Below are 24,564 nucleotides of genomic sequence, written 5' to 3'. Positions count from 1 at the left end.
CGCGGTCGCGCTGAGCCGTGGCAGCCGGCCGTGTCCTGCTGTTAACTGGCGGCATGCGCATGCGGCCCGTCGCATGTCTCGCCCTCGGGACGGCGGCGGCACTGCTGTACTCCAACTTCCTGATCGACTGGGTCCTGCGCGGATTCACCGGCATGGACATCGTCGTGAGCTATCTCGAGACCCCCGGTGAGCCCTTCTCGACGCTGCTGCGGGTGACGAGCGTGCTGTGCGGCGTGCTCGTCCTGCTGCTCCTGCCCGCGGTGCGCCGGGCCTTCCCGCCGGGGCGGCCGAACCAGGTGCTCGTGGTCTCGTGCGCCGTGTTCGCCGCCGGTGCCGCACTGGCCGCCGCCATCCCGATGCCGTGCGGGCTGGGCGAGGGGTGTCTGACGGACCTGGATCGGCTGGAGGCGGACCTCCACGATGCGGCCAGCACGCTGTCCGAGACCGCGCTCTTCATCGGCGTGGCCGCAGTCTGGTGGCAGACACGCACGACCGGTCCGGCCTGGTTGGCCCGCGTCGCGTGGTGGCTCTTCTGGATCGCCGGCGTGCTCGCGACGGCGGTCTTCGGGTACTTCGGCCTGCTCACCGACGAGCAGGCGCTGACGGCGTACGTCCAGCGCGTCCACATTCTCGGTGTCAGTATCTGGTTAGTGATCCTGGGGGTCGTGGCGGCACGCTCCGCGGCGTCGATCGGGAGGGGACCCGGCGATGAGTGAACACGACGAGGAGGCGCCTGACGAGCTCGTCGAGCGCCGGACGCCCTCGCAGGACCGATGGCCCGACGTCTTCGCCGCGGCGGGATTCGCCTTCGCGAGCTTCGTGCTCGTCATCACGGTGGTTCCGCCGTGGTACCGCCACTTCGCCCGCAGCAATGACGTCGTCTCGCTCCTCGTGGCCCCCGTCGTCCCGGGCCTGGTCTACACGGCACTGCTCTTCGTCATCGCCGTGGCGCTGCGGCGGCGGCTCCGCGCGGCCCTCGTGGTCGTCGTGCTGTGGTGGTTCGTCGTGCCGTCGATCGGGCGGCTCTGGGCCGTGGCGAACGGGGAGCATCGCGTCCTGAACCTCCTCGGGCTGCTGGTGAGTGCCGTCCTGGTGACGCTGGCCTGGCGCGTCCGCGACCAGTTCGTCGCGCGGTGGGTGCCCGCCAACGTGGTCCGCGCGGTGCTGGTCTTCTTCGGCGGAGGGCTGGTGATGATGCTCGTCTGCTCGGGCCTGGTGCGGGTGTACGGCACCGCCGACGAGCTCGCCGAGGCCGCGGCCTTCGTCCAGGCGTCGATGTTCGCCGACCTCGGCCGGACGGGGATCGACCTGGCGACCGGGGTGAGGGCGCCGGCCTGGGTGCGGCTGGTCATCGGCCTGCTCGGCGCGCTCACGGTGCTGGGGGCGGCGCACATGCTCTTCCGCCCGCCCGGGGAGGGCCGGCGGCTCTCGGCCCGCGACGAGGCCGTGGTGCGGGGCATGCTGCGCGACCACGGCCAGGAGGACTCGCTCGGCTACTTCGCGACGCGGCGCGACAAGGCGGTCGTGTGGGACACCGGCGATCCGGCCACGGCGCGGGCCGGGGTGTCCTTCCGCGCGGTCGGCTCGGTGTCCCTGGCCAGCGGCAACCCGGTGGGGGATCCCGAGCGCTGGACCGAGGCGATCGACGCGTGGCGGACGTGGTCGCGTGGCGAAGGGCTCTCGCTCGCGGTCATGGGCGCGGGCCGGCGAGGCGCCGAGGCCTACGCCGACGCGGGACTGACCATGCTGGACATCGGCGACGAGGCCGTCGTCGACATGGCCGAGTTCTCGCTCAACGCGCCCGGGATGAAGGACGTCCGTCGATCGGTCCACCGGCTGCAGCGCCGGGGGTACACCGCCGAGGTCCTCCGTCACTCGGCGCTCGATCAGGAGGACTTCGCCGCGCTGGCCGACGCGGCCGAGCACTGGAGGGGAGACGGGGGCGACGAACGGGGGTTCTCCATGGCGCTGGGCCGGCTGGGCGATCCGCTCGACGGCGACTGCGTCCTGGTCCGCGCCTGCGACGAGACCGGTCGGCTGCGCGGGTTCCTGAGCTTCGTCCCCTGGGGCAGGACCGGACTGTCCCTCGACCTGATGCGACGCGACCCGGCGGCTGCCAACGGTCTCGTGGAGTTCCTGGTCGCCTCGCTCGCGGCCCAGGCTCCGCGCCTGGGGGTCGGCCCGGTCTCGCTGAACTTCGCCATGTTCCGCGAGGCGTTCGAGCGAGGGGCGGAGGTCGGCGCCGGCCCGGTGGCCCGGGTGTGGCGCCAAGGGCTGCTGCTCGCCAGCAGGACGTGGCAGCTCGAGTCGCTCTACCGCTCGAACGCGAAGTACCTGCCCCGCTGGCAATCGCGGTACATGGGGTACGAGTACACCTCCGACCTGCCGCGCGTCGGAATGGCCGCGGGCAGCGCGGAGGGGTTCTTGACGGTGCCGTCGATCAGCCTCCTGCGCCGGCGGGGTCGGTACGAGGAGGGCCTGTCCACGGGGCAGGACGACTACGCGGCGCAGGTCCTGGCCCTGGTGCCGCCCGCCCCCGACCCCGTCGCCGAGGCGCTGGCCATCGACCGGCTGCCCGAGCAGATGCGCGTGCGGCGGCTCAAGCTCGACCGGTTGCGCGCGGCGGGGATCGATCCCTACCCGGTCACGGCTCCACGGACCCACACGCTCGCCGACGTCCGCGCCGAGGCGGGGGAGCCGGCACCGGACACCGAGACCGGAACGGTTGTGTCCGTGGTGGGCCGGGTGGTCCTGAAACGCGACATGGGCGGCCTGGCGTTCGCGACCCTGCGCGACGGCAGCGGCGACCTGCAGGTGATGGTCGACGTGCAGCACCTCGGGGAGGACGGCGTCCGCTTCTGGGAGCACGAGGTGGACCTGGGCGACCAGGTCGGCGTGACCGGAGAGGTCGTCACGACGCGCAAGGGCGAGCTCAGCGTCCGGGCGACCTCGGTCATGATGACCAGCAAGTCGCTGCGCCCACTGCCCGACAAGCACCTCGGCCTGACCGATCCGGAGGCCCGGGTCCGGCGTCGGTACGTCGACCTGATCGTCCGGCCGGACGCCCGCACGGTGGCCTACCAGCGGGCGACGGTGGTGCGCAGCATCCGCGACTCCTTGCACGCGCGCGGGTTCACCGAGGTCGAGACGCCGATCCTGCAGACCGTCCACGGCGGGGCGAACGCCCGCCCGTTCGAGACGCACATCAACGCCTACGACCTCGACCTCTACCTGCGGATCGCGACCGAGCTGCACCTCAAGCGACTGCTCGTCGGCGGGATGGAGCAGGTCTTCGAGGTGGGTCGTCAGTTCCGCAACGAGGGCGCGGACCACAAGCACAACCCGGAGTTCACGTCGCTCGAGGTCTACGCGACCTACGGCGACTACGAGAGCATGCGGCTGCTGACGCAGGCCTTGGTCCAGGAGGCGGCCACGGCCGTCCACGGCGCCCCGGTCGCCCGTCGTCGCGAGCGCGACGGCACGGTCGTCGAGTACGACCTGTCGGGGGACTGGCCCGTCAAGACGATGTGCGAGGCGGTCTCGGAGGCGCTCGGCGAGGAGATCACGGCGGACACGCCGCTCGCCGATCTCCTGCGCCACGCCGAGAAGGTCGGCGCCGAGCTGGGTGAGAGTCCCAGTTGGGGAGCCGCGCTCGAGGGCATCTACGAGCCGATGTGCGAGGAGCGGACGACGGCGCCGGTGTTCTACACCGACTTCCCCAAGGACAACGCTCCGCTCACCCGCGCCCACCGGAAGGACCCGCGGCTCGCCGAGAAGTGGGACCTGGTGATCTTCGGGGCCGAGCAGGGGACCGCCTACTCGGAGCTGACCGACCCGGTGGACCAACGCGAGCGGCTGGTCGCCCAGTCCCTGCTCGCCGCGGCCGGGGACGCCGAGGCGATGCAGGTGGACGAGGACTTCCTGGCGGCCCTGGAGTACGGCATGCCGCCGGCGGGCGGCATGGGCCTGGGGATCGACCGTCTCGTCATGAACCTGACGGGACTGAGCATCCGTGACACGATCCTGTTCCCGCTCGTGAAGCCCGAGCGCGGGCCGTGAGGCGGCCCCGTTCGCTCAGGCGGTGATGGTCTCGCGACGTGCAGCGCGTCGCGTCCCCACGGCGTGCAGGACGCCGCCGGCGACGATCCACCCCGTGAGGGTGAGCGTCGCGCCGAGGCTGCCGGCTCCGTCGAAGTAGGCGGTCGAGCGGACCAGTGCTCCGGCCGCGCCGGGCGGCAGCAGCTGGCCCAGGTCGCCCAGTCCCGAGGGGAGCCAGGCGCCCGTGGTCGCGATGCCCGCGAGGGGGTTTCCGAGGAACATCATCGAGGCGGCGCCGATCGTGAAGCCCTTGGCGCCCAGCGCCTGCTGGAGTCCCGCGAGCGGGATGGCGAGGGCGGCGATGCCCAGGGCCATGGAGCCGGCCACGGGCCAGAAGGAGTCGGTGATGCTGCCGAACCAGAAGCGCAGGACGGCGGCCACGATGACGCCGCCGATCACCGCGAACGACGTGAGTCCGGCGAGCTTCCAGCGGTCGCTGTTCTTGAAGATGCTGCGGAACGCGACCACCGGGACGATGCCGCCGAAGACCAGCGGGAAGGCGAGACCGCCGATGCCGATGCCGGTCGGGTCGTCCTCGGGCAGGGGAACGACGTCGGAGATGCTGACGGGCAGGGCCATGGCCCGGCCGACGCCCTGGGCGGTCGCGGTCAGCGAGCCGGAGATGGCGGTCGAGCCCGCGCTCGCGACGTGGACCTCGAGTCCCTGCGGGCCGGCCACGAGGCCGCCGTGGACCGTCCGGTCCGCGATCGCGTCGTCGAGGTCGTCGGCCGAGGAGAAGAGCTCGACGGCGTAGGCGCCGGGCGCTGCGGACTCCAGTGCCGCCTTCGCCTGGGTGACCGCGGCAGGGTCGCCCGCGATGCCGAGCGGGAGGTCATGGGCCCCGCTCTTGAGGGAGGGCAGGATGAACAGCGCCAGCAGGGCGATCAGGATCGCGCCCAGGGCGGCGGTCAGGCCGGCGAGCTGGGCCAGCGGCGGGATGCTCCGGCGGACGCTGCTCTCGGTGGCGCGCGGCTCGGTGGCGGTGGGGGATGACATGCGGGGGACCTCGTCTTCCAAGCGGATGAAGTTCCTCCGCTTATTCGGAAGATATTCCTCCGGTTAGGATGGGAAGTCAAATCGACCCAGCACGCAGGAGCAGCCGATGAGGGCAGATGCCGCCAGGCGCCGCGAGACGATCGTCCATGCGGCGCGATCGCTGGTCGCCGCGCGGGGCAGCGACGTGGCCCTCGACGCGGTCGCCGAGGCCGCTGGGGTCGGGATCGGCACGCTGTACCGGAACTTCGACTCCCGAGCCGCCCTGCTGGACGAGGTCGCGCTGTCGATCCTGTCCGACGTGCGCGCCGCGACGCGCGATGCCGCGGACCGGCTGGGGGAGGAGCCCGGCGGAGCCTGGGACGAGTTCGTGGAGCGGCTCGTCGGACTCGAGCTCGGCGCACTGACGGCGGCGCTGGCCGAGCACGCCGGCGAAGCCCTGTCGCCCGAGGTCCGTGCGGCCCAGGACGAGGCGCTGGCCGGCGTGGACCAGCTGCTTGAGACCGCGCAGGGCGAAGGTCTGGTGCGCACGGACCTGACGGCGATGGAGCTCGTCACCACCGTGGGGATGATCACGCGGCCGGTGCCCGAGTCGGTGCGGCGTGCGGCACCGGACCTGAGGACGCGGCTGGTGTCGATCCTCGCGAGGGGCCTGCGCCCCGAGGAGCCGTGATCGGTCGCGCTACATGAACGGTGCCCCCGGCAGGATTCGAACCTGCGCTCCCGCCTCCGGAGGGCGGTGCTCTATCCCCTGAGCTACGGGGGCCGTTCACGGCGGTGCCGCGGGAACCTACGGTAGCGCACCGGTACCGTGGGGGCCGTGCCCCCCACCGTGCTGGTCGTCGACGACACGGCGTCGATCCGTTTCCTGATTCGCACGAACCTCGAGCTGGCCGGATTCGACGTGATCGAGGCCGAGGACGGTCAGGACTGCCTCGACGTCCTGGCCGGCCTCGAGACACTGCCCGACGTCATCACGATGGACATGATGATGCCGCGCATGGACGGCGTCACCGCCATCACCCGCGTGCGGGCGAACCCACGCTTCGCCCGGGTGGGACTCGTGATGGTCTCGACCCAGAGCCAGCAGATCGATCTCAACCGTGCGGCGGCCGCCGGCGTGGACGAGTACGTGACCAAGCCGTTCGACCCGGACACGCTCGTCGCGACCGTGCGCCGGGTCCTCGAATCTCGCCGCTAGCGCACGCCGATAGGCTGGGCCGGTGACCCCCGAGCAGCTTTCCGACGCCATCGTCGCGGCCCTGACGTCCCTCGTGGACGCCGGCCGCGTGACCCTTTCCGACCCGGTTCCCAGCCAGGTGCGCGTCGAGCGACCGAAGGTCAAGGAGCACGGCGACTACGCCACGAACATCGCGATGCAGCTGGGCAAGAAGGCCGGCATGAACCCGCGCGAGTTCGCCGAGCTGCTCGCCACGGAGCTGGCCGGTGCCGACGGCATCTCGGCCGCCGAGGTCGCCGGTCCCGGCTTCCTGAACATCCGGGTCGCCGCGGGCGCGCAGGGCGAGATCGCCCGTCACGTCCTCGAGGCCGGTGCCACGTACGGCCACGGCGCGCCGACCGGCCGCAAGGTCGACCTCGAGTTCATCAGCGCCAACCCGACCGGCCCGTTGCACCTGGGCCACACCCGCTGGGCCGCCGTCGGCGACGCGATCGCGCGCGTCATGGCCGCGGCCGGTGACGACGTCACCCGCGAGTTCTACATCAACGACCGCGGCAACCAGATGGACAAGTTCGGCGCCTCGCTGATGGCGCGGGCGCACGGCGAGGAGCCGCCCGAGGACGGGTACCACGGCGCGTACGTCGCCGACCTGGCCGCGCGGATCGTCGAGGCCGACCCGGGCATCACCTCCTTGCCGCGCGACGAGCAGGCGGTCGCCTTCCGCGAGGCCGGGTACGCCCTGCAGCTGCACGAGCACCAGTCCGAGCTGGCGGAGCTCAACACGCACTTCGACGTGTGGTTCTCCGAGCGGTCGCTGCACGAGTCCGACGCGGTCGACCGCAGCCTCGCGCGCCTGCGCGAACAGGGCCGGCTGTTCGAGGCCGACGGCGCGACGTGGATGCGCACCACCGACTTCGGTGACGACAAGGACCGCGTCCTGCTGCGCGGCAACGGCGAGCTGACCTACTTCGCGTCCGACACGGCCTACTACGTCGACAAGCGCGACCGCGGCTTCGACACCTGCATCTACCTGCTGGGCGCCGACCACCACGGCTACGTCGGGCGCCTCAACGCCATGGCGGCCTGCGTCGGCGACACCCCCGGTGAGCAGATCCAGGTGCTCATCGGCCAGCTGGTCAAGATCCTGCAGAACGGTCAGGAGCTCAAGCTCAGCAAGCGGGCCGGCACGATCGTGTCGCTGCGCGAGCTGATCGACCTCATCGGCGTCGACCCGCTGCGGTACACGCTCATCCGGTACCCGGCCGACTCGCCGCTGACCCTCGATGTCGCCGAGATGACCCGCAAGAGCAACGACAACCCGGTCTACTACGTCCAGTACGCCCACGCCCGGCTCTCGTCGATCGTGCGCAACGGCGCCGACCTCGGGCTGGCCGCCGACCTCGAGACGTTCGACCCGTCGCAGCTGGTGGAGGAGCGGGCGGGTGCGCTGTTGCGCGCCCTCGCCGAGTTCCCCCGCGTCGTCGCCCGCGCCGCCGAGCTGCGCGAGCCGCACCGCATCGCGCGGTACCTCGAGGAGACCGCGTCGACCTTCCACAAGTTCTACGACGAGTGCCGCGTCCTCCCGCAGGGTGACGAGGAGCCGACCGACACGCACCGTGCGCGCCTCGTGCTGGTCGCCGCGACGCGTCAGGTCCTGGCCAACGGGCTCGACCTGCTCGGCGTCTCCGCGCCGGATCGGATGTGACCATGCGTTCCCACGAGGCGGGTGCCCTGCACGGTCAGGCCGGCAGCCGGGGCCCGGAGTGGCTCCGCGAGCCCGACGACGCCAACCAGCTCGTGCCGCACCTGTGGGCGGCCAACGTCAGCAAGGTCGACGGGGTCCTGACGGTCGCCGGCCAGTCGGCCCCCGAGCTGGCCCAGGAGTTCGGCACGCCGCTCTACGTCGTCGACGAGGACGACTTCCGGTCCCGGGCCCGCGCCTTCCGCGACGCGTTCCCGACCGCCGACGTCTACTACGCCGGCAAGGCGTTCCTGTGCGTCGCCACGGCCCGCTGGATCGCCGAGGAGGGTCTCAACCTCGACGTGTGCACCGGCGGCGAGCTGGCCGTCGCGCTGCGGGCGGGGTTCCCGACCGAGCGCATCGGCCACCACGGCAACAACAAGTCGGTGGCCGAGCTGCGCCGGTGCCTCGAGGTCGGTGTCGGCCGCATCGTCATCGACTCCTTCGAGGAGATCGAGCGCCTCGGCGCCCTCACCGCCGAGCTGGGTGTCCGGGCGCCGGTCATGGTGCGCGTCACCGCCGGCGTGGAGGCCCACACCCACGAGTACATCTCGACCTCGCACGAGGACCAGAAGTTCGGCTTCTCGATCTCCGACGGCGCAGCGCTCGAGGCCGTGCGGCGCGTGCTGGCCACCGACGGACTGGACTTCCTCGGTCTGCACTCGCACATTGGCTCGCAGATCTTCGTCACCGACGGCTTCGAGGTGGCCGCCCGCCGGGTCCTGCGTCTGCATGCGCAGATCGCCCGCGAGCTGGGCGTCACGGCGCCCGAGCTCGACCTCGGCGGTGGCTTCGGCATCGCCTACACGACCCAGGACGATCCCCGGGCCCCCGAGGACCTGGGCAGCGAGATCGTCAAGATCGTCACCGACGAGTGCGCCGCGCTCGGGATGGACGTGCCGCAGCTGTCGATCGAGCCCGGCCGCGCCATCGCCGGACCGTCCACGTTCACGCTGTACGAGGTCGGCACGACCAAGGCGGTCGGTCTCGACAACGGCGGCTCGCGCCTCTACGTCTCGGTCGACGGCGGGATGAGCGACAACATCCGGCCCGCGCTCTACGGCGCCGACTATTCGTGCACGCTCGCCTCCCGCGAGTCGCACGCCCGGCCGGTCCTGGCGCGCGTCGTGGGCAAGCACTGCGAGTCCGGCGACATCGTCGTCAAGTCCGAGTTCCTGCCGTCGGACGTGGCCGCCGGCGACCTGCTCGCCGTCCCGGGGACGGGCGCCTACTGCCGCTCGCTGGCCAACAACTACAACCACGTGCCGCGCGCGGCCGTGGTGGCGGTCCGAGACGGCGAGGCGCGGTTGATCCTGCGTCGCGAGACCGAGGACGACCTGCTCGCGCTCGACGTCGAGTGAGCGCGCGGCGGGGCCGCCGGAACCGGCCTACGCTGCGAGAGTGAACCGGGGAGCCAGCCATCTGCTGTTGATGGTCGTCACCGGGGTCCCGGCCGGGATCCTGGCGGCGGTGCTCTCGGCCGGACCGGTCGCCCCCGTCATTGGCTGGGGAACGGCCTGTGCCGCGTACGTCCTGCACATCTACCTGACGACCCGGCGCCTGGACGCGACCGGCACGCGGGCGCACGCGCTGGAGGCCGACCCGTCGCGACACTTCACGGAGGCCGCGATGGTGCTGGCGACGGTCGCCAGCTTCGGCGCCGTCGGCTACATGCTCGTGGCCCAGGCCGACACCCACACGGCCGAGCGGGTCCGTGCGCTGCTGGCGGTGGGCAGTGTGGCGTGCTCGTGGATCATGATCCACACGCTCTACACGCTGCGCTACGCCGGCGCCTACTACAGCGGGCCGGCGGGCGGGGTCGACTTCAACACCGAGGACCCGCCGCGCTACGGCGACTTCGCCTACATGGCCTTCACCGTGGGGATGACCTACCAGATCGCCGACACCAACCTGCAGAGCAGCCGACTGCGGTCGCTCACCCTGCGCCACGGATTGCTCTCGTACCTGTTCGGCACGGTCATCCTCGTCACCGCGATCAACCTCGGGGCGAACTTCGTCCGGTGACGGCGGCTACAGCACGACCAACAGCTGGGCGAGGATGATCTTGACGACCATGGCCGCCGGATAGACCAGCGCGTACCCGAGAGCGACCCGCGGGTCGTGGCCCGTGCGCGCGTTGGCGAACGCCAGCAGCGCCGGCTGGGTGTGGCTGCCCGCGACGATGCCCGCGAGTCGGATGCGTCCGACCTTGAAGCCCCACCGCATGACCGTGTAGACGCCGATGCCGACCGTGGTCGTCACGACGGCGCCGGTCACGAGCAGGTTCAGGACCTCGCCGTCCGTGAACGCGGTGATGATCTGCGATCCGGCGCGGGTGCCGGCGTACGCCAGGAACACCAGCAGGCCGAGCTCGACCATGACCGAGGCGGCGGTGTGGGGCAACGTGGTGGCGACCCGCCCCACGCGTCCGAGGCGGCCCATCACGAGTCCCACGAGGAGCGTGCCGGCGGCAGCGCCCACCATCACCGAGCCGAACCCGGGCACCGGCACGGCGACCTGGCCCAGTCCCAGCCCGAGGGCGAAGCCGACCCCGAGGGCCACCGGGTTGACGTCGGTCAGTCCGCGCGACGAATCGCCGAGCACCCGGCTGACCTCGCCGATGGTCTCCGGCGGGGCGACGACGCGCACCCGGTCGCCCAGCTGCAGCATGAGGTCCGGCGTGGCCACGAAGTCGACGTCCCCGCGCCGGACCCGGGTGATCCCCGCGTCGAAGCGGCGCCCGAGGTCGCGGTCCAGGTCACCGACCCGGCGTCCGGCCAGGCGAGGGTCGGAGATCGTGATCCGGCGGAAGTCCAGGGAGGACCGGTCGCGGGTCAGGTCGTGCGAGGAGGCGTGCCCGAGCTCCCGGCAGCATGCCTCGACCTCCTCGCGTGGTCCGACCACCGTCACGAGATCGCCCGGGCCGACGCGGGTGTCCTCGAGCACCGGCTCGGGAGGAGTGTGGGCGTTGGGAGCGACCCGGGAGAACGTCAGCCGGTCGCCGTAGCGGTGACGCAGGTCGGCGACCGAGACGCTGCTGTCGCCCTCGACCCGCACCGTCAGGTCCGTGATCTCGGCGGGAGTGTCGCGGTCGCGCTCACCGCGGCTCACCGCCAGCCCGGTGACGAACAGCATCGCGACCACGCCGTAGAGGTAGGCCGTCGCGTATCCGACCGTCGCCTGCGGGGTGCCGCCCGCAGCGGCCAGGGCCGGGGTGTTGTTGACGGCGCCGGCGAATGCGCCCGCGATCGCCTCGGAGTTCAGCCCCAGCGAGCGGCCCACGACCGCTCCGGCGCCGGCCGCCAGGATGAGGATTCCCGCGACGGCCAGGACCACCTGCCAGGCCGATCTCAAGGTCGTGAAGAAGCTGGGCCCGGCCAGGATGCCGGTGGCGAACGCGAACAGGGCCAGGCCCATGCTGCCCAGCAGCTCGGGCACCTCCAGCGTGACGTCGTAGGTGGTGCCCAGGGCCGTGAGGGCGATGGCGACGAAGAGCACGGCGACCGGTCCCAGCGAGACGCCGCCGATGCCGAGACGTCCGGCCGCCGAGCCCAGGGCGATCAGCAGTCCGAGCAGGATCAGGGGCTGGTCGCCGAGGAACTCGAGAACACCCACCATGGGACCACCCCCTGCTCCGATGTCGATTCTGCCACCGCTGGAGCCGCCGTGTACTGGACGCGACCGCGAGCGACGCCGCACCGCAGATAGGCTGACCCGGTGACCATGCCCCCGCTGGAGGCTCCCGACGGAGCCCGCCCGATCCGCATCGCGATGCTCGGCTGCGGTGTCGTCGGCACCGAGGTCGCCCGGTTCCTGGTGCGTGACGCCGAGGAACTGGGTCGACGTGTCGGCGCTCCGATCGAGTTGGTCGGCATCGCCGTCCGGCGCATCGACCGCACCCGCGACCTGGACCTGCCTGCCGAACTCTTCACGACCGACGCCCTGGGGCTGGTGACCCGGGGCGACCTCGACGTCGTGATCGAGGTCATCGGCGGCATCGAGCCGGCCCGCGAGCTGATCCTCGCCGCCCTCGAGAGCGGGGCGTCCGTCGTGACGGCCAACAAGGCGCTGCTGGCCGAGGACGGGGACACCCTCTACGAGGCCGCCGTCAAGGCCGAGCGCGACCTCTACTACGAGGCCGCCGTCGCCGGCGCCATTCCGATCGTCCGCCCGTTGCGCGAGTCCCTCGCCGGCGACCGGGTCGAGCGGGTCCTGGGCATCGTCAACGGCACCACCAACTTCATCCTCGACGCCATGACCTCGACGGGCGCCAGCTTTGACGAGGCACTCGACGAGGCGCAGCGCCTCGGGTTCGCCGAGGCCGACCCGACGGCCGACGTCGAGGGCTTCGACGCTGCTGCCAAGGCGGCGATCCTGGCGGGCCTGGCCTTCCACACCCGCGTGACGATCGCCGACGTCCACCGCGAGGGCATCACCGAGGTCACCGCGGCCGACGTCCGGTCCGCCGACGAGATGGGCTGCGTCGTCAAGCTGCTGGCCATCTGCGAGATCGATGCCGAGGGCACGGCCGTCTCGGCGCGCGTCCACCCGGCGATGATCCCGAAGACCCACCCGCTCGCCAGCGTGCGCGGCGCCTACAACGCCGTGTTCGTCGAGAGCGAGGCCGCCGGCCAGCTCATGTTCTACGGCCCCGGTGCCGGGGGCGCCCCCACGGCCAGCGCCGTCCTCGGCGACGTCGTCACGGTGGCGCGTCACCGCGTCGAGGGAGTCTTCGGGCCGGGCGAGACCGCGCATGCGCAGGTCGAGGTCCTCGACATCGGTCGTGCCCGCACGAGGTACCACGTGTCGATCGACGTCGACGACCGTCCGGGTGTCCTCTCCGCGGTCGCCCACGCCTTCGCGGACCACGACGTGTCGATCAGGACGGTCCGCCAGGAGGGCCGCGGCGACGACGCCCAGCTCGTCGTCGTCACCCACGAAGCCGACGACGCCGCGCTCGCGGCGACGGTGGGGAAGATCCGCGAACTGGAGATGGTGCGCGGGGTTTCGTCGGTCATGCGAGTCGAAGGAGTGTCGTGATGGCCAGCCCGTGGCGTGGAGTCATCCAGGAGTACCGGGACCGCATCCCGCTCGACCCGGGAGCGACCATCGTGTCGCTGGGGGAGGGCGGCACCCCGCTGATCCACTCGGCGTGGCTGTCCGGCCTCGTCCGCGGTGACGTGTTCGTCAAGGTCGAGGGCGACAACCCGACCGGCTCGTTCAAGGACCGCGGGATGACCACCGCGATCTCGGCAGCCGTGGCCGAGGGTGCCAAGGCGGTCGTCTGCGCCTCGACGGGCAACACCTCCGCGTCGATGACGGCCTACGCCGCCCGCGCAGGGCTGACCCCCATCGTGCTCGTGCCCCAGGGCAAGATCGCCGCCGGCAAGATGGCGCAGGCGGTCATGCACGGCGGCGACATCATCCAGGTGCGCGGCAACTTCGACGACTGCCTGAACATGTCGCGCGGCCTCGCCAAGGAGTACCCGGTCGCGCTGGTCAACTCGGTCAACCCGATGCGGCTCGAGGGTCAGAAGACCGCCGCCTTCGAGATCGTCGACGTCCTGGGCCGCGCTCCCGACCTGCACGTGCTGCCGGTGGGCAACGCGGGCAACATCAGCGCGTACTGGAAGGGCTTCGTCGAGTACCACGAGTCCGGCGACGCCTCCTCGCGTCCGCAGATGTGGGGCTTCCAGGCCGCCGGGGCCGCGCCGCTCGTGCGTGGCGAGGTCGTCCCCGACCCCGAGACCATCGCCACGGCGATCCGGATCGGCAACCCTGCGTCCTGGACGCTCGCCGAGAACGCCCGCGACGAGTCCGGTGGCCGCATCGACGCCGTCACCGACGAGCAGATCCTGCACGCCCAGCGCGAGCTCGGCCGCCACGAGGGCATCTTCGTCGAGCCCGCTTCTGCGGCAGGTGTCGCCGGGCTGCTCGCCGCCGTGGCTGCCGGCGAGGTGCCGACGGGCCTGACGATCACGATCACGGTGACCGGGCACGGCCTCAAGGACATCGACACGCCGCTCGCGCAGATCGACTCGGTCGTCGACACGGTGGTGGACGCCGACGTGCACGCGGCCGCCGAAGCGGCCGGGCTCGCATGACCTTCGTCGATCGGCCGGTCACCGTCCGGGTGCCGGCCACGAGTGCGAACCTCGGGCCGGGCTTCGACTCCCTGGGACTGGCGCTGAGCTGGTACGACGAGGTCACGGCCGAGGTCACCGAGTCCGGCCTGACGTTCGACATCCGGGGCGAGGGCGCCGACGAGGTGCCGCGCGACGAGACCCACCTGCTCTACCGGGCGATGGACGCCGCGTTCGACCTGCTCGGCGAGCACCCGGCCGGCGTGCACCTGACCTGCCGCAACACGATCCCGCACGGGCGCGGCCTGGGCTCGTCGGCGGCCGCGATCGTCGCGGGCGTCGTGCTGGCCCGCGCCCTGGTGGTCGGGGGAGCGGACCGGCTGGACGACCGCACCCTGTTCGGCCTCGCGACCGATCTCGAGGGTCACCCCGACAACGTGGCCCCGGCCCTGTTCGGCGGGTTCACGATCTCGTGGGTCGACGGTGCTGCGGCCGAGACGCTGCGGCTCGACGTCGACGTCGATGTCACCGTGTTCGTCCCACCGGAGGCGGTGGCCACCTCGGTGGCGCGCGGCCTGCTGCCGGCCGAGGTGCCGCACGCGGACGCCTCGTTCAACGCGGGGCGTGCTGCGCTGCTGGTCGCGGCGCTGACGGGCGCCCCCGAGCGGTTGATCTCCGCGACGGAGGACCGCCTCCACCAGACCTATCGCGCCGACGCCATGCCGGAGTCCTACAAACTGCTGCGGCGACTGCGGGTCGAGGGTGTCCCGGCCGTGGTCTCCGGAGCGGGTCCGACGGTGCTGGCGTTCGCCCACGGGGTGCAGGAATGGAACCCGCCAGGATGGGCCGAACGCGAACTTCGCGTGTCGTCTCAGGGTGCTGCCCTCGTGCCTTGAGCCGTGCTAGTGTGGAGACGTCGGAGTCGAGTTTCTCTCCCCGGCACCCTGCCACTTTCGAGCCCGTCGGATACGGGCGATCCTGAACGCGACGTCGGTCCCACCGACAGGCGCCGGAACCAGGAGACGTGGCCTCCCGATAAAGGACAACGTGTGACGGAATCAACCACGGTCGATCCCACTCCCGCGGATGGCGCCGACAAGGCGCCCGCGAAGGCCCCCCGCAAGTCCGGGGGTGCGCTCGGCGGAAAGGTGATCGCCGAGCTCCAGGAGATCGCCGCCGGCCTCGGCATCGAAGGCGCTGCCAAGATGCGCAAGGGCCAGCTGATCGATGCCATCAAGACCGCGCGTGGCGAGTCCAAGCCCGCCGAGGCGCCCCGCGCCACCCAGGACGCACTCGTCGACGTCCCCGCCGCCGAGACCAAGCCGGCCCGCCGCCGCGCGACGCGCGCCCAGAAGCCTGCGAAGACCGAGCAGGTCGACCAGCCTCAGGCCGAGAAGAGCGAGCCGCGCGAGAGCGATCGCTCCGAGCAGCCGGCGACCCCCGAGAAGTCGGACCGCGCCGAGAGCCAGCCCGAGCGTGGCGACAAGACCCAGAACGACAAGACCCAGAACGACAAGGGTCAGAACGACACCAAGACCCAGAGCGACCGTCGCGACGGCGACGACCGTCGTGACGGCGACAAGAGCCAGAGCGACCGCCGCGAGAACGATCGCCGCGACCGCGACTCCGGCGACCGCGAGGGTCGCCAGCAGAACCGGAACCAGGGCAACCAGAACCGCAACCAGGACCGGGACCGTAACCAGGACCGCGAGCGCACCCAGGACCGCGAGCGCACGCAGGACCGCGAGCGCACCCAGGACCGCGAGCGCACCCAGGACCGCGAGCGCACCCAGGACCGGGACCGCACCCAGGGTGGCCAGGGCGACGACGGCGGTCGCCGTCGCAACCGCCGCGGTCGCAACCGCGGTGCCACGGGCACCCGGGGCCTCGAGGTCGAGCCGACCTTCACCGAGGACGACGTGCTCGTCCCCGCGGCCGGCATCCTCGACATCCACGACAACTACGCGTTCGTGCGCACCACCGGCTACCTGCCCAGCGAGAACGACGTCTACGTGTCGATGTCGCTCGTGCGCAAGCTGGGCCTGCGTCGCGGCGACGCGATCACCGGTCAGGTGCGTCAGCCCCGTGAGGGCGAGCGCAAGGAGAAGTTCAACCCGATGGTCAAGGTCGAGACGGTCAACGGGTCGGACGCCGATGAGGCGAAGCGCCGCGTCGACTTCTCGAAGCTGACGCCGCTGTACCCGTCGGAGCGTCTGCGCCTCGAGGGCCAGGCCGGCGGCCTGACCGGTCGGGTCATCGATCTCGTCTCGCCCATCGGCAAGGGCCAGCGCGGCCTGATCGTCTCGCCGCCGAAGGCCGGCAAGACGATGGTCATGCAGCAGATCGCCAACGCGATCACCGAGAACAACCCCGAGTGCCACCTGATGATCGTCCTGGTGGACGAGCGTCCCGAAGAGGTCACCGACTTCCAGCGCACCGTCAAGGGCGAGGTCATCGCCTCGACCTTCGACCGCCCGGCGTCCGACCACACGACCGTGGCCGAGCTGGCGATCGAGCGGGCGAAGCGCCTGGTCGAGCTGGGTCACGACGTCGTCGTGCTCCTGGACGGCATCACGCGTCTGGGTCGTGCCTACAACATCGCCGCTCCGGCGTCCGGCCGGATCATGTCCGGCGGTGTCGACTCCTCGGCGCTGTACCCGCCGAAGAAGTTCTTCGGTGCGGCGCGCAACATCGAGGACGGCGGCTCGCTGACCATCTTGGCCACGGCGCTGATCGAGACCGGTTCGCGCATGGACGAGGTCATCTTCGAGGAGTTCAAGGGCACCGGTAACTGGGAGCTGCGTCTGCGCCGCGAGTTCGCGGACAAGCGCATCTTCCCGGCCATCGACGTCGACGCCTCCAGCACGCGCCGCGAGGAGCTGCTGATGGCCCGCGACGAGCTGGCGATCGTGTGGAAGCTGCGTCGCCTGCTCTCGGGCCTGGACGGCCAGCAGGGCCTCGAGCTGATCTTGGGCAAGCTCAAGAAGACGCAGAACAACGTCGAGTTCCTCATGGAGATCAACAAGACGATGCCCGGCGGCGCCAGCAACGGCGACGACTGAGCTCTCAGCGACTCCATCGACCGGCCCGGCCCCCGCGAGGGGACCGGGCCGGTCGCGTTCGTGGGGTGGGTGCGCGGGCTATTCTCGCGACATGACGACCGCCTGGGACTTCAGCGCCACGACCATCGACGGCATCGACCGGCAGCTGGCTGACTACCGGGGCAAGGTCGCCCTGGTCGTCAACACGGCCTCGCAGTGCGGCTTCACGCCCCAGTACGGGCCGTTGCAGGAGCTCTACGACACGTACGCCGACCGTGGCTTCGTGGTCCTGGGCTTCCCGTGTGACCAGTTCGGGCACCAGGAACCCGGCGCCGAGGAGGAGATCGCCACGTTCTGCGAGTCGCAGTTCGGCGTCCAGTTCCCGATGTTCGCCAAGGTCGACGTCAACGGCGACGGCGCGCACCCGCTGTTCCGTTGGCTCAAGGGCGAGAAGAAGGGCATCCTCGGCGGCGCCATCAAGTGGAACTTCACCAAGTTCCTCGTCGACCCGCAGGGCAACGTGGTCAAGCGCTACGGCTCGACGACCAGCCCCCAGGACATCGCGGCAGACATCGAGGCCCTGTTGCCGAGCTGACGCCGACGGGTGTCAGGCGTCGGGGTCCTTCCGGCGGCGACCGACGCGCTTGGCCGGGTCCTCACTCGAGATGATGGGCGCGCGTCGCGGCACGGGACGCTGCTCGTTGCGCAGCGTCGAGTCGTCCTCGGCCCCCGTCCGGGTCCGGCGGGCGCTCGTCGCCACGAGGATGCCGATGACGGTCAGGATCAGCCAGACCAGCGCCGCGATGAGCGCGACCGCCACGAGCACGGTGATCGCCCGGTTGGTGCCGTACTCGGTCGAGAGGTAGACCGCGGCAGCGCCCATCACGACGAGCATCACCAGACTGATGACGATGGTCTTGATTCTCCCGCGCGTGTCGGCCATGGCGTCATAGTAGGCGCTCAAGGGTCTGGAGGGGAGTCGGGAACAGATGGGGCCCGATTTGGGTTATGCAACTACAGACTGGCACAATCGATCCTTGGTTCCGGTTCACGGTGCGCGCCCGCGGCCGACCCGGCGACCTCACGAGAGGACATCATGAAGAAGGACATCCACCCCGCGTACGTCGAGACCCAGGTGACCTGCACCTGCGGCAACTCGTTCACGACCCGCAGCACGGCCACCGAGGGTTCCCTCCGCGCCGATGTCTGCTCGGCCTGCCACCCGTTCTACACGGGCAAGCAGAAGATCCTCGACACCGGCGGCCGCGTCGCCCGCTTCGAGAAGCGCTACGGCAAGAAGTAAGTCGTCGTCGGCGCCGGTCGCTCCCTTGCTGAGCGGCCGGCGCCGTTGTCGTGTCCGGGCATCCGAGCGCAGGAGTTGAGGTCATGTTCGAAGCCGTCGAATCGATGATCGACGAGCACGCCGAGTTGGAGGGGCAGTTGGCCGACCCGGCCGTGCACGCCGATCCGCGGCGCGCCCGCGACCTGGGCCGGCGGTACGCCGAGCTGACGGCGATCATCCGCACCTATCGCGACTGGCAGCACGCCCGCGAGGACCTCGTGGCCGCCCAGGAGCTGCACATGGACGACGAGGCCGCCGACCTCGAGCGTCGCGTGCCGGTGCTGGCCGAGCGTCTCGAGCGCATGCTCGTGCCGCGCGACCCCGCCGACGGCAAGGACGTCATCCTCGAGATCAAGGGCGGCGAGGGCGGCGACGAGTCTGCCCTGTTCGCCGCCGATCTGCTGCGCATGTACTCGCGGTTCGCCGAGCAGCACGGCTGGAAGGTCGAGGTGCTCGACGCCACCGAGACGGCTCTGGGCGGCTACAAGTCGGTCACCGCGGCGGTCAAGGCCAAGGGCACGCCCGAACCCGGTCAGGCGCCGTACGCCCTGCTCAAGTTCGAGGGCGGCGTGCACCGCGTCCAGCGCGTCCCCGTGACCGAGTCCCAAGGGCGGATCCACACGTCCGCCGCCGGGGTCCTGGTGCTGCCGGAGGCCGAGGACGTCGACGTCCAGATCAACGACAACGACCTGCGGATCGACGTGTTCCGGTCCTCCGGTCCCGGCGGCCAGAGCGTCAACACGACCGACTCCGCGGTGCGGATCACGCACCTGCCGACCGGCATCGTCGTCAGCTGCCAGAACGAGAAGTCCCAGTTGCAGAACAAGGAGCAGGCGATGCGCATCCTGCGGTCGCGGATGCTCGACGCGGCGCAGGCCGAGGCCGACGCCGAGGCGTCGGACGCCCGCCGCTCGCAGGTCCGCACGGTCGATCGCTCCGAGCGCGTCCGCACGTACAACTTCCCCGAGAACCGGATCTCGGACCACCGCACGGGGTTCAAGGCCTACAACCTCGACCAGGTGATCGACGGTGCGCTCGACGACGTGATCGGCTCGCTCGTCGAGGCGGACCTGGCCGAGCGCCTCGCTGCCCTGGAGGACCGCCGATGAGCACCCGGCGGCTGCTGGAGGAGGCGTCGGCGCGGCTCGAGCAGGGAGGTGTCGCCTCGCCCCGACACGACGCCGAGGTGCTGCTCAGCCACGTCACGGGCACGCCGCGTGCGTTGCTCACCCTCACGGCGCGCGTGGACGACGTCCAGCGTCGGACCTACCTGGAGATGATCGACGCCCGGGCCCGGCGGGTGCCGCTGCAGCACATCACCGGGACGGCCGCGTTCCGCTACGTCGACGTCGAGGTCGGACCCGGCGTCTTCGTGCCGCGGCCCGAGACCGAGCTGCTCGCCGGCTGGGCCATCGACGCGGCGCGTCTCGTGGCGGGGGAGGGGCGCGCGCCGGTCGTCGTCGAGCTGTGCGCCGGATCCGGGGCGATCTCGTTGTCGATGGTCCACGAGGTCCCGGAGTCGCGCGTCCACGCGGTCGAGCTCGACGAGTCCGCGTACGCCTGGGCCCTGCGCAACCTCGACGGCACGGGAGTCGACCTGCGCCGCGGGGACATGGCCGACGCCTTCCCCGAGCTCGACGGGACGGTCGACGTCGTCGTCGTGAATCCGCCGTACATCCCACTCGACGCGTGGGAGTCCGTGGCTCCGGAGGCCCGCGACCACGACCCCCAGCTCGCGCTGTGGTCGGGCGACGACGGGCTCGACGCGATGCGCGTCGTCGAGCAGGTCGCCTGGCGACTGCTGCGACCCGGCGGCGTCGTCGGGGCCGAGCACGCCGACGCCCAGGGCGAGAGCGCACCGGCGGTCTTCACCGCGCGCTGGGCCGAGGTCCGCGACCACCGCGACCTCGCCGACCGTCCGCGGTTCGTCACCGCTCGTCGCCCCTGAGCGGGCGCCCGGTCGTCAGTCGGTGGTGACGACGGTGGCGCGGCTGCCCGCGTCGGCGATGCGGTAGAGGCCCCAGGCGATGCCCACCAGGCCGATGGCCTGGATCGCGAGCGCGCCGGGCGTGGTCGGCAACGACTCGTCGAACAGCAGGGAGCCCAGCAGGATCGACAGCAGCACCGATGTGACGTTCAGGACCGGCATCGAGTGTGAGAGCCGCGAGAGCTGGTAGGCGCGCTGGTTCAGCGACATCGCCAGCAGGGCGCAGGCCAGCAGCACCCAGGGCGACCAGGTGCCCAGGAAGCCGGGGAACCCGTGGTCGCTCATGGCGGTGCCGACCACCTTCATCAGGCAGGCGGTGATGCCGAACAGCATCCCGGCGGTCATGCCAAGGACGAACGCGGCCATCCCGCGGCGCGGCAGCTGGTTCGACAGTCGCGTGACGGCGAGGGCGATCACGACGCCCGTCGCGGCCACGGCCAGCATCGCCACCGTCGGAGCGTCCCGTCCCTGGTGGCTCGTGTCGGCGACCGAGACGACGGCCATCAGGGAGACGATCGTGACGACGACCCCCGCGAGCTCGGTGAGCTGGGGCAGGCGGCGCTCCAGCGAGGACCGGACCACGACCGCGAGGACGACGCCGAGCAGGATGATCGGCTGGACCAGCGACAGCGTGCCGAGATTCAGGGCGACCGCGTGCAGGAGCCAGGCAGCCAGCCCGATCGTGCTCCCCGCCAGCCACCGGGGACTGCGCAGCAGCTGCAGCAGCACCAACAGGGGATGGGTGACCGTCAGTTGCACGCGGCCCGCGGCCAGGTGCTGGAACGACGTCGAGAACGCGAAGCCGAGCGCCGAGCACAGGGCGAGGACGGCCGCGAGGGTCGGGGAGGGAGTCATGACGCGGCGACCGCCGGGCGGTCGACCGCAGCCGCGGGCGAGTGGGGCATCTGCACGATCCTACCGATCGATTCATCGGTGGCCGCACGCGTGGGTGCCGCCGCCGACCCCTAACCTTGGAAGTATGAGGTTCGACTGCGCGACCGAGCTCGACGCCGGCGTCGAGGCCGCGGTGGCGGCCCTGCGCGACGGTGCGCTCGTGGTCCTGCCGACCGACACCGTCTACGGGATCGCCGCCGACGCGTTCGACGCGACCGCCGTCGCCGGTCTGCTCCGGGCGAAGGGCCGGGGCCGGGACATGCCGCCTCCGGTCCTGATCGCCGAGCCGGCCACGCTCGACGCGCTCGTCGCCGAGCGGCCGCCGCTCTGGCTGCAGACGATGCTCGACGACCTGTGGCCCGGTCCGCTCACGGTGGTCTTCCGTGCGCAGCCGTCGCTCACCTGGGACCTGGGGGAGACCCACGGGACGGTCGCCGTGCGCGTCCCCGACGACGACCGCACGCGCGCCGTGCTGCGCCAGGCGGGGCCGAGCGCCGTCAGCAGCGCCAACCTCAGCGGTCAGCCGGCGGCGACGTCGGTCGACGAGGCGGAGACGATGCTCGGCGAGAGCGTCCGGGTCTACCTCGACGGCGGGCCCACCACCGGTGCCACGCCCTCCACGATCCTCGACGTGACCGGTCCGGTGCCGCGGGTGCTGCGCCAGGGCGCGATCGACCTGGCCACGCTGCACGCGTACAACAACACGATCGAGCCCGCCGGCGGTGGAGCCGGTGCGTGAGTACCTCGTCGTCTTCGGTGTGGCGATCGGCGTGGCGTACCTGCTGTCGTCGATCGCGCGTCAGACCGCCCAGCACTTCGGGGCCGTCGCGAAGGTTCGTGACCGTGACGTGCATGCCATCCCGACGCCGTACTTCGGCGGACCGGCGATGCTCGGTGGTCTGTTCGCGGCCTACCTGACCGCGACGCACCTGCCGTTCCTGTCCGGCGGCGACGAATCGCTGTTCACCGACCTGCGCGCGGTGCTGGTGGGCGGCTTCGTGATCTGCCTGGTCGGCGTGATCGACGACCTCTTCGAGCTCGATGCGCTCAGCAAGTTCGCCGGACAGGTGCTGGCGGGCGTCATCACCGTGGCGATGGGTCTGAATTTCGTCTACCTGCCACTGCCGAACACGTACCTGGGACTCGACCAGGCCCAGGCGATGATCCTGACGGTCTTCCTGATCGTGGCGACGGCCAACGCGATGAACTTCGTCGACGGTCTCGACGGCCTGGCCGCCGGCATGGCGGCCATCGGCTCGATCGCCTTCTTCCTCTACGCCTTCGTCCTGGCGGTCGAGAACGGCGAGACCCGCGCGGTCGCGGCAGCGATCCTGACCATCAGCCTGGCCGGCGCCTGCCTGGGGATCCTGCCGCACAACTTCTTCCCGGCCCGGATGTTCATCGGTGACTCCGGCTCGATGCTGCTGGGCTTCGTCCTGGCCTGCTCCTCGATCAGTCTCACGGGCCAGTTCCCGGCCACGAGCCTGTCGGAGGGGATCGGCGGAGCCGACTCGAGTCTGCTCCCGGCGGCGATACTGCCGCTCGTCCTGCCCTTCGCGATCCTGACCGTCCCGTTCCTGGACATGGGCCTGGCCGTGCTGCGCCGCACCCGTGCGGGGCGGTCGCCGTTCAGTCCCGACAAGATGCACATCCACCACCGCCTGCTCGAGATCGGCCACTCGCACCGTCGTGCCGTGCTGCTGATGTACGCGGCGGCGGCCCTCGTGGCCTTCGGCGTCGTGGCGGTCGGCCTGTTCAGCGGCTGGCAGCTCTTCGTCGCCATCGCCGTGCTGACCGCCCTCGTCGCGGCGGCGATCTTCCTCCTCCCGAAGCTGGAGTCGCGACTGTGGACGTGAAGCGCAGGAGCGGGCTCGTGGCGGTGGGGCTGACGGTCGCCGCCTGGGCGGGTGTCGCCGGACTGCTCGGTGGTCGGGCCGCGGCCCTCGCCGCCGCTCTGGCCGCCGTCATCGTCGTGGTCTTCTTCGGCTCGACCAAGGTCGTCCTGGGCCCGATCGCGCAGTACCTGCCCGGGGCCTCCCTGGCGGCCGCGCTGCTGTTCTACGGCACGAAGGTGCTCGCTCTGGGTGTCGTGGTGCTGGTGCTGCTGGACCCGCAGGGCCCCGGCCGCCATCTCGACGACCGGTGGTTCACGGCGACGCTCATCGGCGGTTCACTGTTCGCCGTGACGTGGCTCGTGGTCGCCGATCTGCGGGCTCGGCACGTCATCTACGACCTCGATGACCGGGGTCGACACGACGCCTGATAATCTCGTACTCGCTGCGTGAGTCTCGTGCCTCGCAGCCCGCGCACACACTGCGCACCAACGACGTCGACCGAAGCGGTACAGCGCCTGCGCTGCCGGCCGCGCCAGAATGTAAAGGGTGGTCTGTGACCAACACCGCGCTCCTCAACGCCGGGTCCCAGTTCCGCGCTTCGGGTGATGGCCCGTACATCCCCGGACCGTCGAGTTTCGAGCTTCCTGCCGTCTTCGAGGTCGCTGGCCTGGGCGTCACGAAGCCCATGCTGCTGCTGGCCCTCTCGGTCGTGCTGATCGCCGGCTTCTTCGCCGCCTCCGCTCGCCCCGCCGCAGTCGTCCCCGGCCGGCTGCAGTTCGCCGGCGAGTACGTCTACGGCTTCGTCCGTGGCCTCGCCCGGGACAACATCGGGTCGGATCAGTTCAAGCCGTACATGCCGATCCTGTTCTCCTTCTTCACCTTCATTCTGGCGAACAACTACTACGGCCTGGTCCCGGTGCTGCAGTTCCCGTCGGCGGCGCGCATCGGCTTCCCGGTCGCGCTCGCGCTGTGCGCCTGGCTCCTCTACAACGGCGCCGGCATCCGCAAGCACGGCTTCTTCGGCTACCTCAAGCTCCAGACGGTGCCGTCGGGCATCAAGGGCCCGGTGCTCGCGCTGTTGATCCCGCTGGAGTTCGTCTCCAACATCCTGGTCCGCCCGCTCACGCTGGCCCTGCGTCTGTTCGCCACGATGTTCGCCGGCCACCTGCTCCTGATCCTGTTCTCGATGGGCTCGCACTACCTGATGTTCGACAAGGGCGGTCTGCACATCCTGTCCGGCCTCGGCTCGGGCGTGATGTTCCTGCTCATCAGCGTGCTGGAAGTGTTGATCATGTTCCTGCAGGCCTACGTCTTCACCCTGTTGACCGCGATCTACGTGGGCGGGGCGATCGCGGACGAGCACTGAGTCC

23 protein-coding genes and 1 tRNA gene are annotated in these 24,564 nt (G+C 71.1%); 19 read left to right on the top strand and 5 right to left on the bottom strand.

Annotation, left to right across the window (positions count from 1 at the left end; all coding sequences use genetic code 11):
* Positions 1 to 17: 17 nt before the first annotated feature.
* Positions 18 to 716, top strand: coding sequence for a DUF998 domain-containing protein (locus H9L21_RS10565; protein WP_154596933.1), 699 nt, complete (start codon positions 18 to 20; stop codon positions 714 to 716).
* On the top strand, positions 709 to 4,059 hold the full coding sequence (gene lysX, locus H9L21_RS10560; RefSeq protein WP_154596934.1) for a bifunctional lysylphosphatidylglycerol synthetase/lysine--tRNA ligase LysX: 3,351 nt from the start codon (positions 709 to 711) through the stop codon (positions 4,057 to 4,059). The genes H9L21_RS10565 and lysX overlap by 8 nt, the downstream gene beginning before the upstream one ends.
* A gap of 15 nt (positions 4,060 to 4,074) precedes the next feature.
* Here the strand turns inward: lysX and H9L21_RS10555 are convergent, their stop codons facing one another.
* On the bottom strand, positions 4,075 to 5,094 hold the full coding sequence (locus H9L21_RS10555; RefSeq protein ID WP_154596935.1) for an ABC transporter permease: 1,020 nt from the start codon (positions 5,092 to 5,094) through the stop codon (positions 4,075 to 4,077).
* A gap of 106 nt (positions 5,095 to 5,200) precedes the next feature.
* Between H9L21_RS10555 and H9L21_RS10550 the strand changes: the two genes are divergently transcribed.
* Positions 5,201 to 5,764: a TetR/AcrR family transcriptional regulator gene (locus H9L21_RS10550; protein WP_154596936.1), complete on the top strand. Its 564-nt coding sequence runs from the start codon at positions 5,201 to 5,203 to the stop codon at positions 5,762 to 5,764.
* A gap of 21 nt (positions 5,765 to 5,785) precedes the next feature.
* Here H9L21_RS10550 and H9L21_RS10545 read toward each other — a convergent pair.
* A tRNA-Arg gene (locus tag H9L21_RS10545) sits at positions 5,786 to 5,857 on the bottom strand.
* Between the two features lie 54 nt (positions 5,858 to 5,911).
* Here H9L21_RS10545 and H9L21_RS10540 point away from each other — a divergent pair.
* The 4 genes from H9L21_RS10540 to H9L21_RS10525 are packed head-to-tail and all read left to right on the top strand — an operon-like array spanning position 5,912 to position 10,037.
* The gene (locus H9L21_RS10540) at positions 5,912 to 6,292 is read left to right on the top strand and encodes a response regulator (RefSeq protein WP_255467035.1); all 381 of its coding nucleotides are present in this window, start codon (positions 5,912 to 5,914) and stop codon (positions 6,290 to 6,292) included.
* A 22-nt stretch (positions 6,293 to 6,314) separates the two neighbouring features.
* Positions 6,315 to 7,976, top strand: a complete 1,662-nt coding sequence (argS, locus tag H9L21_RS10535; RefSeq protein ID WP_187411441.1) for an arginine--tRNA ligase — start codon at positions 6,315 to 6,317, stop codon at positions 7,974 to 7,976.
* Positions 7,977 to 7,978: 2 nt separating this feature from the next.
* Entirely contained in the window at positions 7,979 to 9,373 is a 1,395-nt protein-coding gene (gene lysA, locus H9L21_RS10530) for a diaminopimelate decarboxylase (protein WP_154596937.1), read from the top strand.
* A gap of 40 nt (positions 9,374 to 9,413) precedes the next feature.
* Positions 9,414 to 10,037 (top strand): DUF1345 domain-containing protein, encoded by a 624-nt coding sequence (locus tag H9L21_RS10525; protein ID WP_222865765.1) that lies wholly within the window; start codon positions 9,414 to 9,416, stop codon positions 10,035 to 10,037.
* A gap of 6 nt (positions 10,038 to 10,043) precedes the next feature.
* Here H9L21_RS10525 and H9L21_RS10520 read toward each other — a convergent pair whose 3' ends face one another.
* Positions 10,044 to 11,630, bottom strand: coding sequence for an aspartate:alanine exchanger family transporter (locus H9L21_RS10520; RefSeq protein WP_154596938.1), 1,587 nt, complete (start codon positions 11,628 to 11,630; stop codon positions 10,044 to 10,046).
* A 105-nt stretch (positions 11,631 to 11,735) separates the two neighbouring features.
* Here H9L21_RS10520 and H9L21_RS10515 point away from each other — a divergent pair, with 105 nt between their 5' ends.
* The 5 genes from H9L21_RS10515 to H9L21_RS10495 all read left to right on the top strand — a co-directional run bounded on the left by H9L21_RS10515 (position 11,736) and on the right by H9L21_RS10495 (position 17,731).
* Entirely contained in the window at positions 11,736 to 13,052 is a 1,317-nt protein-coding gene (locus H9L21_RS10515; protein WP_154597175.1) for a homoserine dehydrogenase, read from the top strand.
* The gene (gene thrC / locus H9L21_RS10510) at positions 13,052 to 14,116 is read left to right on the top strand and encodes a threonine synthase (RefSeq protein WP_154596939.1); all 1,065 of its coding nucleotides are present in this window, start codon (positions 13,052 to 13,054) and stop codon (positions 14,114 to 14,116) included. Before H9L21_RS10515 ends, thrC begins: the two co-directional genes overlap by 1 nt.
* Entirely contained in the window at positions 14,113 to 14,991 is an 879-nt protein-coding gene (thrB, locus tag H9L21_RS10505; RefSeq protein ID WP_154596940.1) for a homoserine kinase, read from the top strand. Before thrC ends, thrB begins: the two co-directional genes overlap by 4 nt.
* A 153-nt stretch (positions 14,992 to 15,144) precedes the next feature.
* On the top strand, positions 15,145 to 17,157 hold the full coding sequence (gene rho / locus H9L21_RS10500) for a transcription termination factor Rho (RefSeq protein WP_187411440.1): 2,013 nt from the start codon (positions 15,145 to 15,147) through the stop codon (positions 17,155 to 17,157).
* Positions 17,158 to 17,248: 91 nt separating this feature from the next.
* A complete protein-coding gene (locus H9L21_RS10495; protein WP_154596941.1) occupies positions 17,249 to 17,731 on the top strand; it encodes a glutathione peroxidase in 483 nt (160 codons plus the stop codon).
* Positions 17,732 to 17,743: 12 nt separating this feature from the next.
* On the opposite strand, the gene H9L21_RS10490 is transcribed toward H9L21_RS10495, so the two are convergent.
* Positions 17,744 to 18,079: a CvpA family protein gene (locus H9L21_RS10490; protein WP_154596942.1), complete on the bottom strand. Its 336-nt coding sequence runs from the start codon at positions 18,077 to 18,079 to the stop codon at positions 17,744 to 17,746.
* A gap of 153 nt (positions 18,080 to 18,232) precedes the next feature.
* Between H9L21_RS10490 and rpmE the strand changes: the two genes are divergently transcribed.
* From rpmE to prmC, 3 genes are all read left to right on the top strand, one after another.
* The gene (gene rpmE / locus H9L21_RS10485) at positions 18,233 to 18,439 is read left to right on the top strand and encodes a 50S ribosomal protein L31 (RefSeq protein WP_078700513.1); all 207 of its coding nucleotides are present in this window, start codon (positions 18,233 to 18,235) and stop codon (positions 18,437 to 18,439) included.
* Between the two features lie 83 nt (positions 18,440 to 18,522).
* A complete protein-coding gene (gene prfA, locus H9L21_RS10480; protein WP_154596943.1) occupies positions 18,523 to 19,587 on the top strand; it encodes a peptide chain release factor 1 in 1,065 nt (354 codons plus the stop codon).
* Positions 19,584 to 20,426, top strand: a complete 843-nt coding sequence (gene prmC, locus H9L21_RS10475) for a peptide chain release factor N(5)-glutamine methyltransferase (protein ID WP_154596944.1) — start codon at positions 19,584 to 19,586, stop codon at positions 20,424 to 20,426. The genes prfA and prmC overlap by 4 nt, the downstream gene beginning before the upstream one ends.
* Positions 20,427 to 20,441: 15 nt before the next feature.
* Here prmC and H9L21_RS10470 read toward each other — a convergent pair whose 3' ends face one another.
* Positions 20,442 to 21,320, bottom strand: coding sequence for a DMT family transporter (locus H9L21_RS10470; protein WP_154596945.1), 879 nt, complete (start codon positions 21,318 to 21,320; stop codon positions 20,442 to 20,444).
* 124 nt (positions 21,321 to 21,444) lie between these two features.
* Between H9L21_RS10470 and H9L21_RS10465 the strand changes: the two genes are divergently transcribed.
* The 4 genes from H9L21_RS10465 (at position 21,445) to atpB (ending at position 24,560) form a co-directional block, all read left to right on the top strand.
* On the top strand, positions 21,445 to 22,098 hold the full coding sequence (locus H9L21_RS10465; protein WP_154596946.1) for an L-threonylcarbamoyladenylate synthase: 654 nt from the start codon (positions 21,445 to 21,447) through the stop codon (positions 22,096 to 22,098).
* Positions 22,091 to 23,215: an MraY family glycosyltransferase gene (locus tag H9L21_RS10460; protein ID WP_187411439.1), complete on the top strand. Its 1,125-nt coding sequence runs from the start codon at positions 22,091 to 22,093 to the stop codon at positions 23,213 to 23,215. Before H9L21_RS10465 ends, H9L21_RS10460 begins: the two co-directional genes overlap by 8 nt.
* Positions 23,212 to 23,622 carry a hypothetical protein gene (locus tag H9L21_RS10455; RefSeq protein ID WP_154596947.1) on the top strand — a complete coding sequence of 137 codons (411 nt, stop codon included), beginning with the start codon at positions 23,212 to 23,214 and terminating at the stop codon, positions 23,620 to 23,622. Before H9L21_RS10460 ends, H9L21_RS10455 begins: the two co-directional genes overlap by 4 nt.
* Positions 23,623 to 23,747: 125 nt before the next feature.
* Entirely contained in the window at positions 23,748 to 24,560 is an 813-nt protein-coding gene (gene atpB, locus H9L21_RS10450) for a F0F1 ATP synthase subunit A (RefSeq protein WP_187411438.1), read from the top strand.
* The last annotated feature ends 4 nt before the right edge of the window (positions 24,561 to 24,564 follow it).

This window comes from Aeromicrobium senzhongii, from assembly GCF_014334735.1.
Lineage (GTDB): Bacteria > Actinomycetota > Actinomycetes > Propionibacteriales > Nocardioidaceae > Aeromicrobium > Aeromicrobium senzhongii.
The sequence above is the reverse complement of the archived record's forward strand: the minus strand, read 5'-3'. Positions and strand labels throughout refer to the sequence as shown.

What these genes read in the sequence shown, in the direction of transcription:
- lysX (WP_154596934.1), top strand. Translation starts at nt 709, where the DNA reads ATGAGTGAACACGACGAGGAGGCGCCTGACGAGCTCGTCGAGCGCCGG.
- H9L21_RS10555 (WP_154596935.1), bottom strand. Translation starts at nt 5,094, where the DNA reads ATGTCATCCCCCACCGCCACCGAGCCGCGCGCCACCGAGAGCAGCGTC.
- H9L21_RS10550 (WP_154596936.1), top strand. Translation starts at nt 5,201, where the DNA reads ATGAGGGCAGATGCCGCCAGGCGCCGCGAGACGATCGTCCATGCGGCG.
- lysA (WP_154596937.1), top strand. Translation starts at nt 7,979, where the DNA reads ATGCGTTCCCACGAGGCGGGTGCCCTGCACGGTCAGGCCGGCAGCCGG.
- H9L21_RS10520 (WP_154596938.1), bottom strand. Translation starts at nt 11,630, where the DNA reads ATGGTGGGTGTTCTCGAGTTCCTCGGCGACCAGCCCCTGATCCTGCTC.
- H9L21_RS10515 (WP_154597175.1), top strand. Translation starts at nt 11,736, where the DNA reads ATGCCCCCGCTGGAGGCTCCCGACGGAGCCCGCCCGATCCGCATCGCG.
- thrC (WP_154596939.1), top strand. Translation starts at nt 13,052, where the DNA reads ATGGCCAGCCCGTGGCGTGGAGTCATCCAGGAGTACCGGGACCGCATC.
- thrB (WP_154596940.1), top strand. Translation starts at nt 14,113, where the DNA reads ATGACCTTCGTCGATCGGCCGGTCACCGTCCGGGTGCCGGCCACGAGT.
- H9L21_RS10495 (WP_154596941.1), top strand. Translation starts at nt 17,249, where the DNA reads ATGACGACCGCCTGGGACTTCAGCGCCACGACCATCGACGGCATCGAC.
- H9L21_RS10490 (WP_154596942.1), bottom strand. Translation starts at nt 18,079, where the DNA reads ATGGCCGACACGCGCGGGAGAATCAAGACCATCGTCATCAGTCTGGTG.
- rpmE (WP_078700513.1), top strand. Translation starts at nt 18,233, where the DNA reads ATGAAGAAGGACATCCACCCCGCGTACGTCGAGACCCAGGTGACCTGC.
- prfA (WP_154596943.1), top strand. Translation starts at nt 18,523, where the DNA reads ATGTTCGAAGCCGTCGAATCGATGATCGACGAGCACGCCGAGTTGGAG.
- prmC (WP_154596944.1), top strand. Translation starts at nt 19,584, where the DNA reads ATGAGCACCCGGCGGCTGCTGGAGGAGGCGTCGGCGCGGCTCGAGCAG.
- H9L21_RS10470 (WP_154596945.1), bottom strand. Translation starts at nt 21,320, where the DNA reads ATGACTCCCTCCCCGACCCTCGCGGCCGTCCTCGCCCTGTGCTCGGCG.
- H9L21_RS10465 (WP_154596946.1), top strand. Translation starts at nt 21,445, where the DNA reads ATGAGGTTCGACTGCGCGACCGAGCTCGACGCCGGCGTCGAGGCCGCG.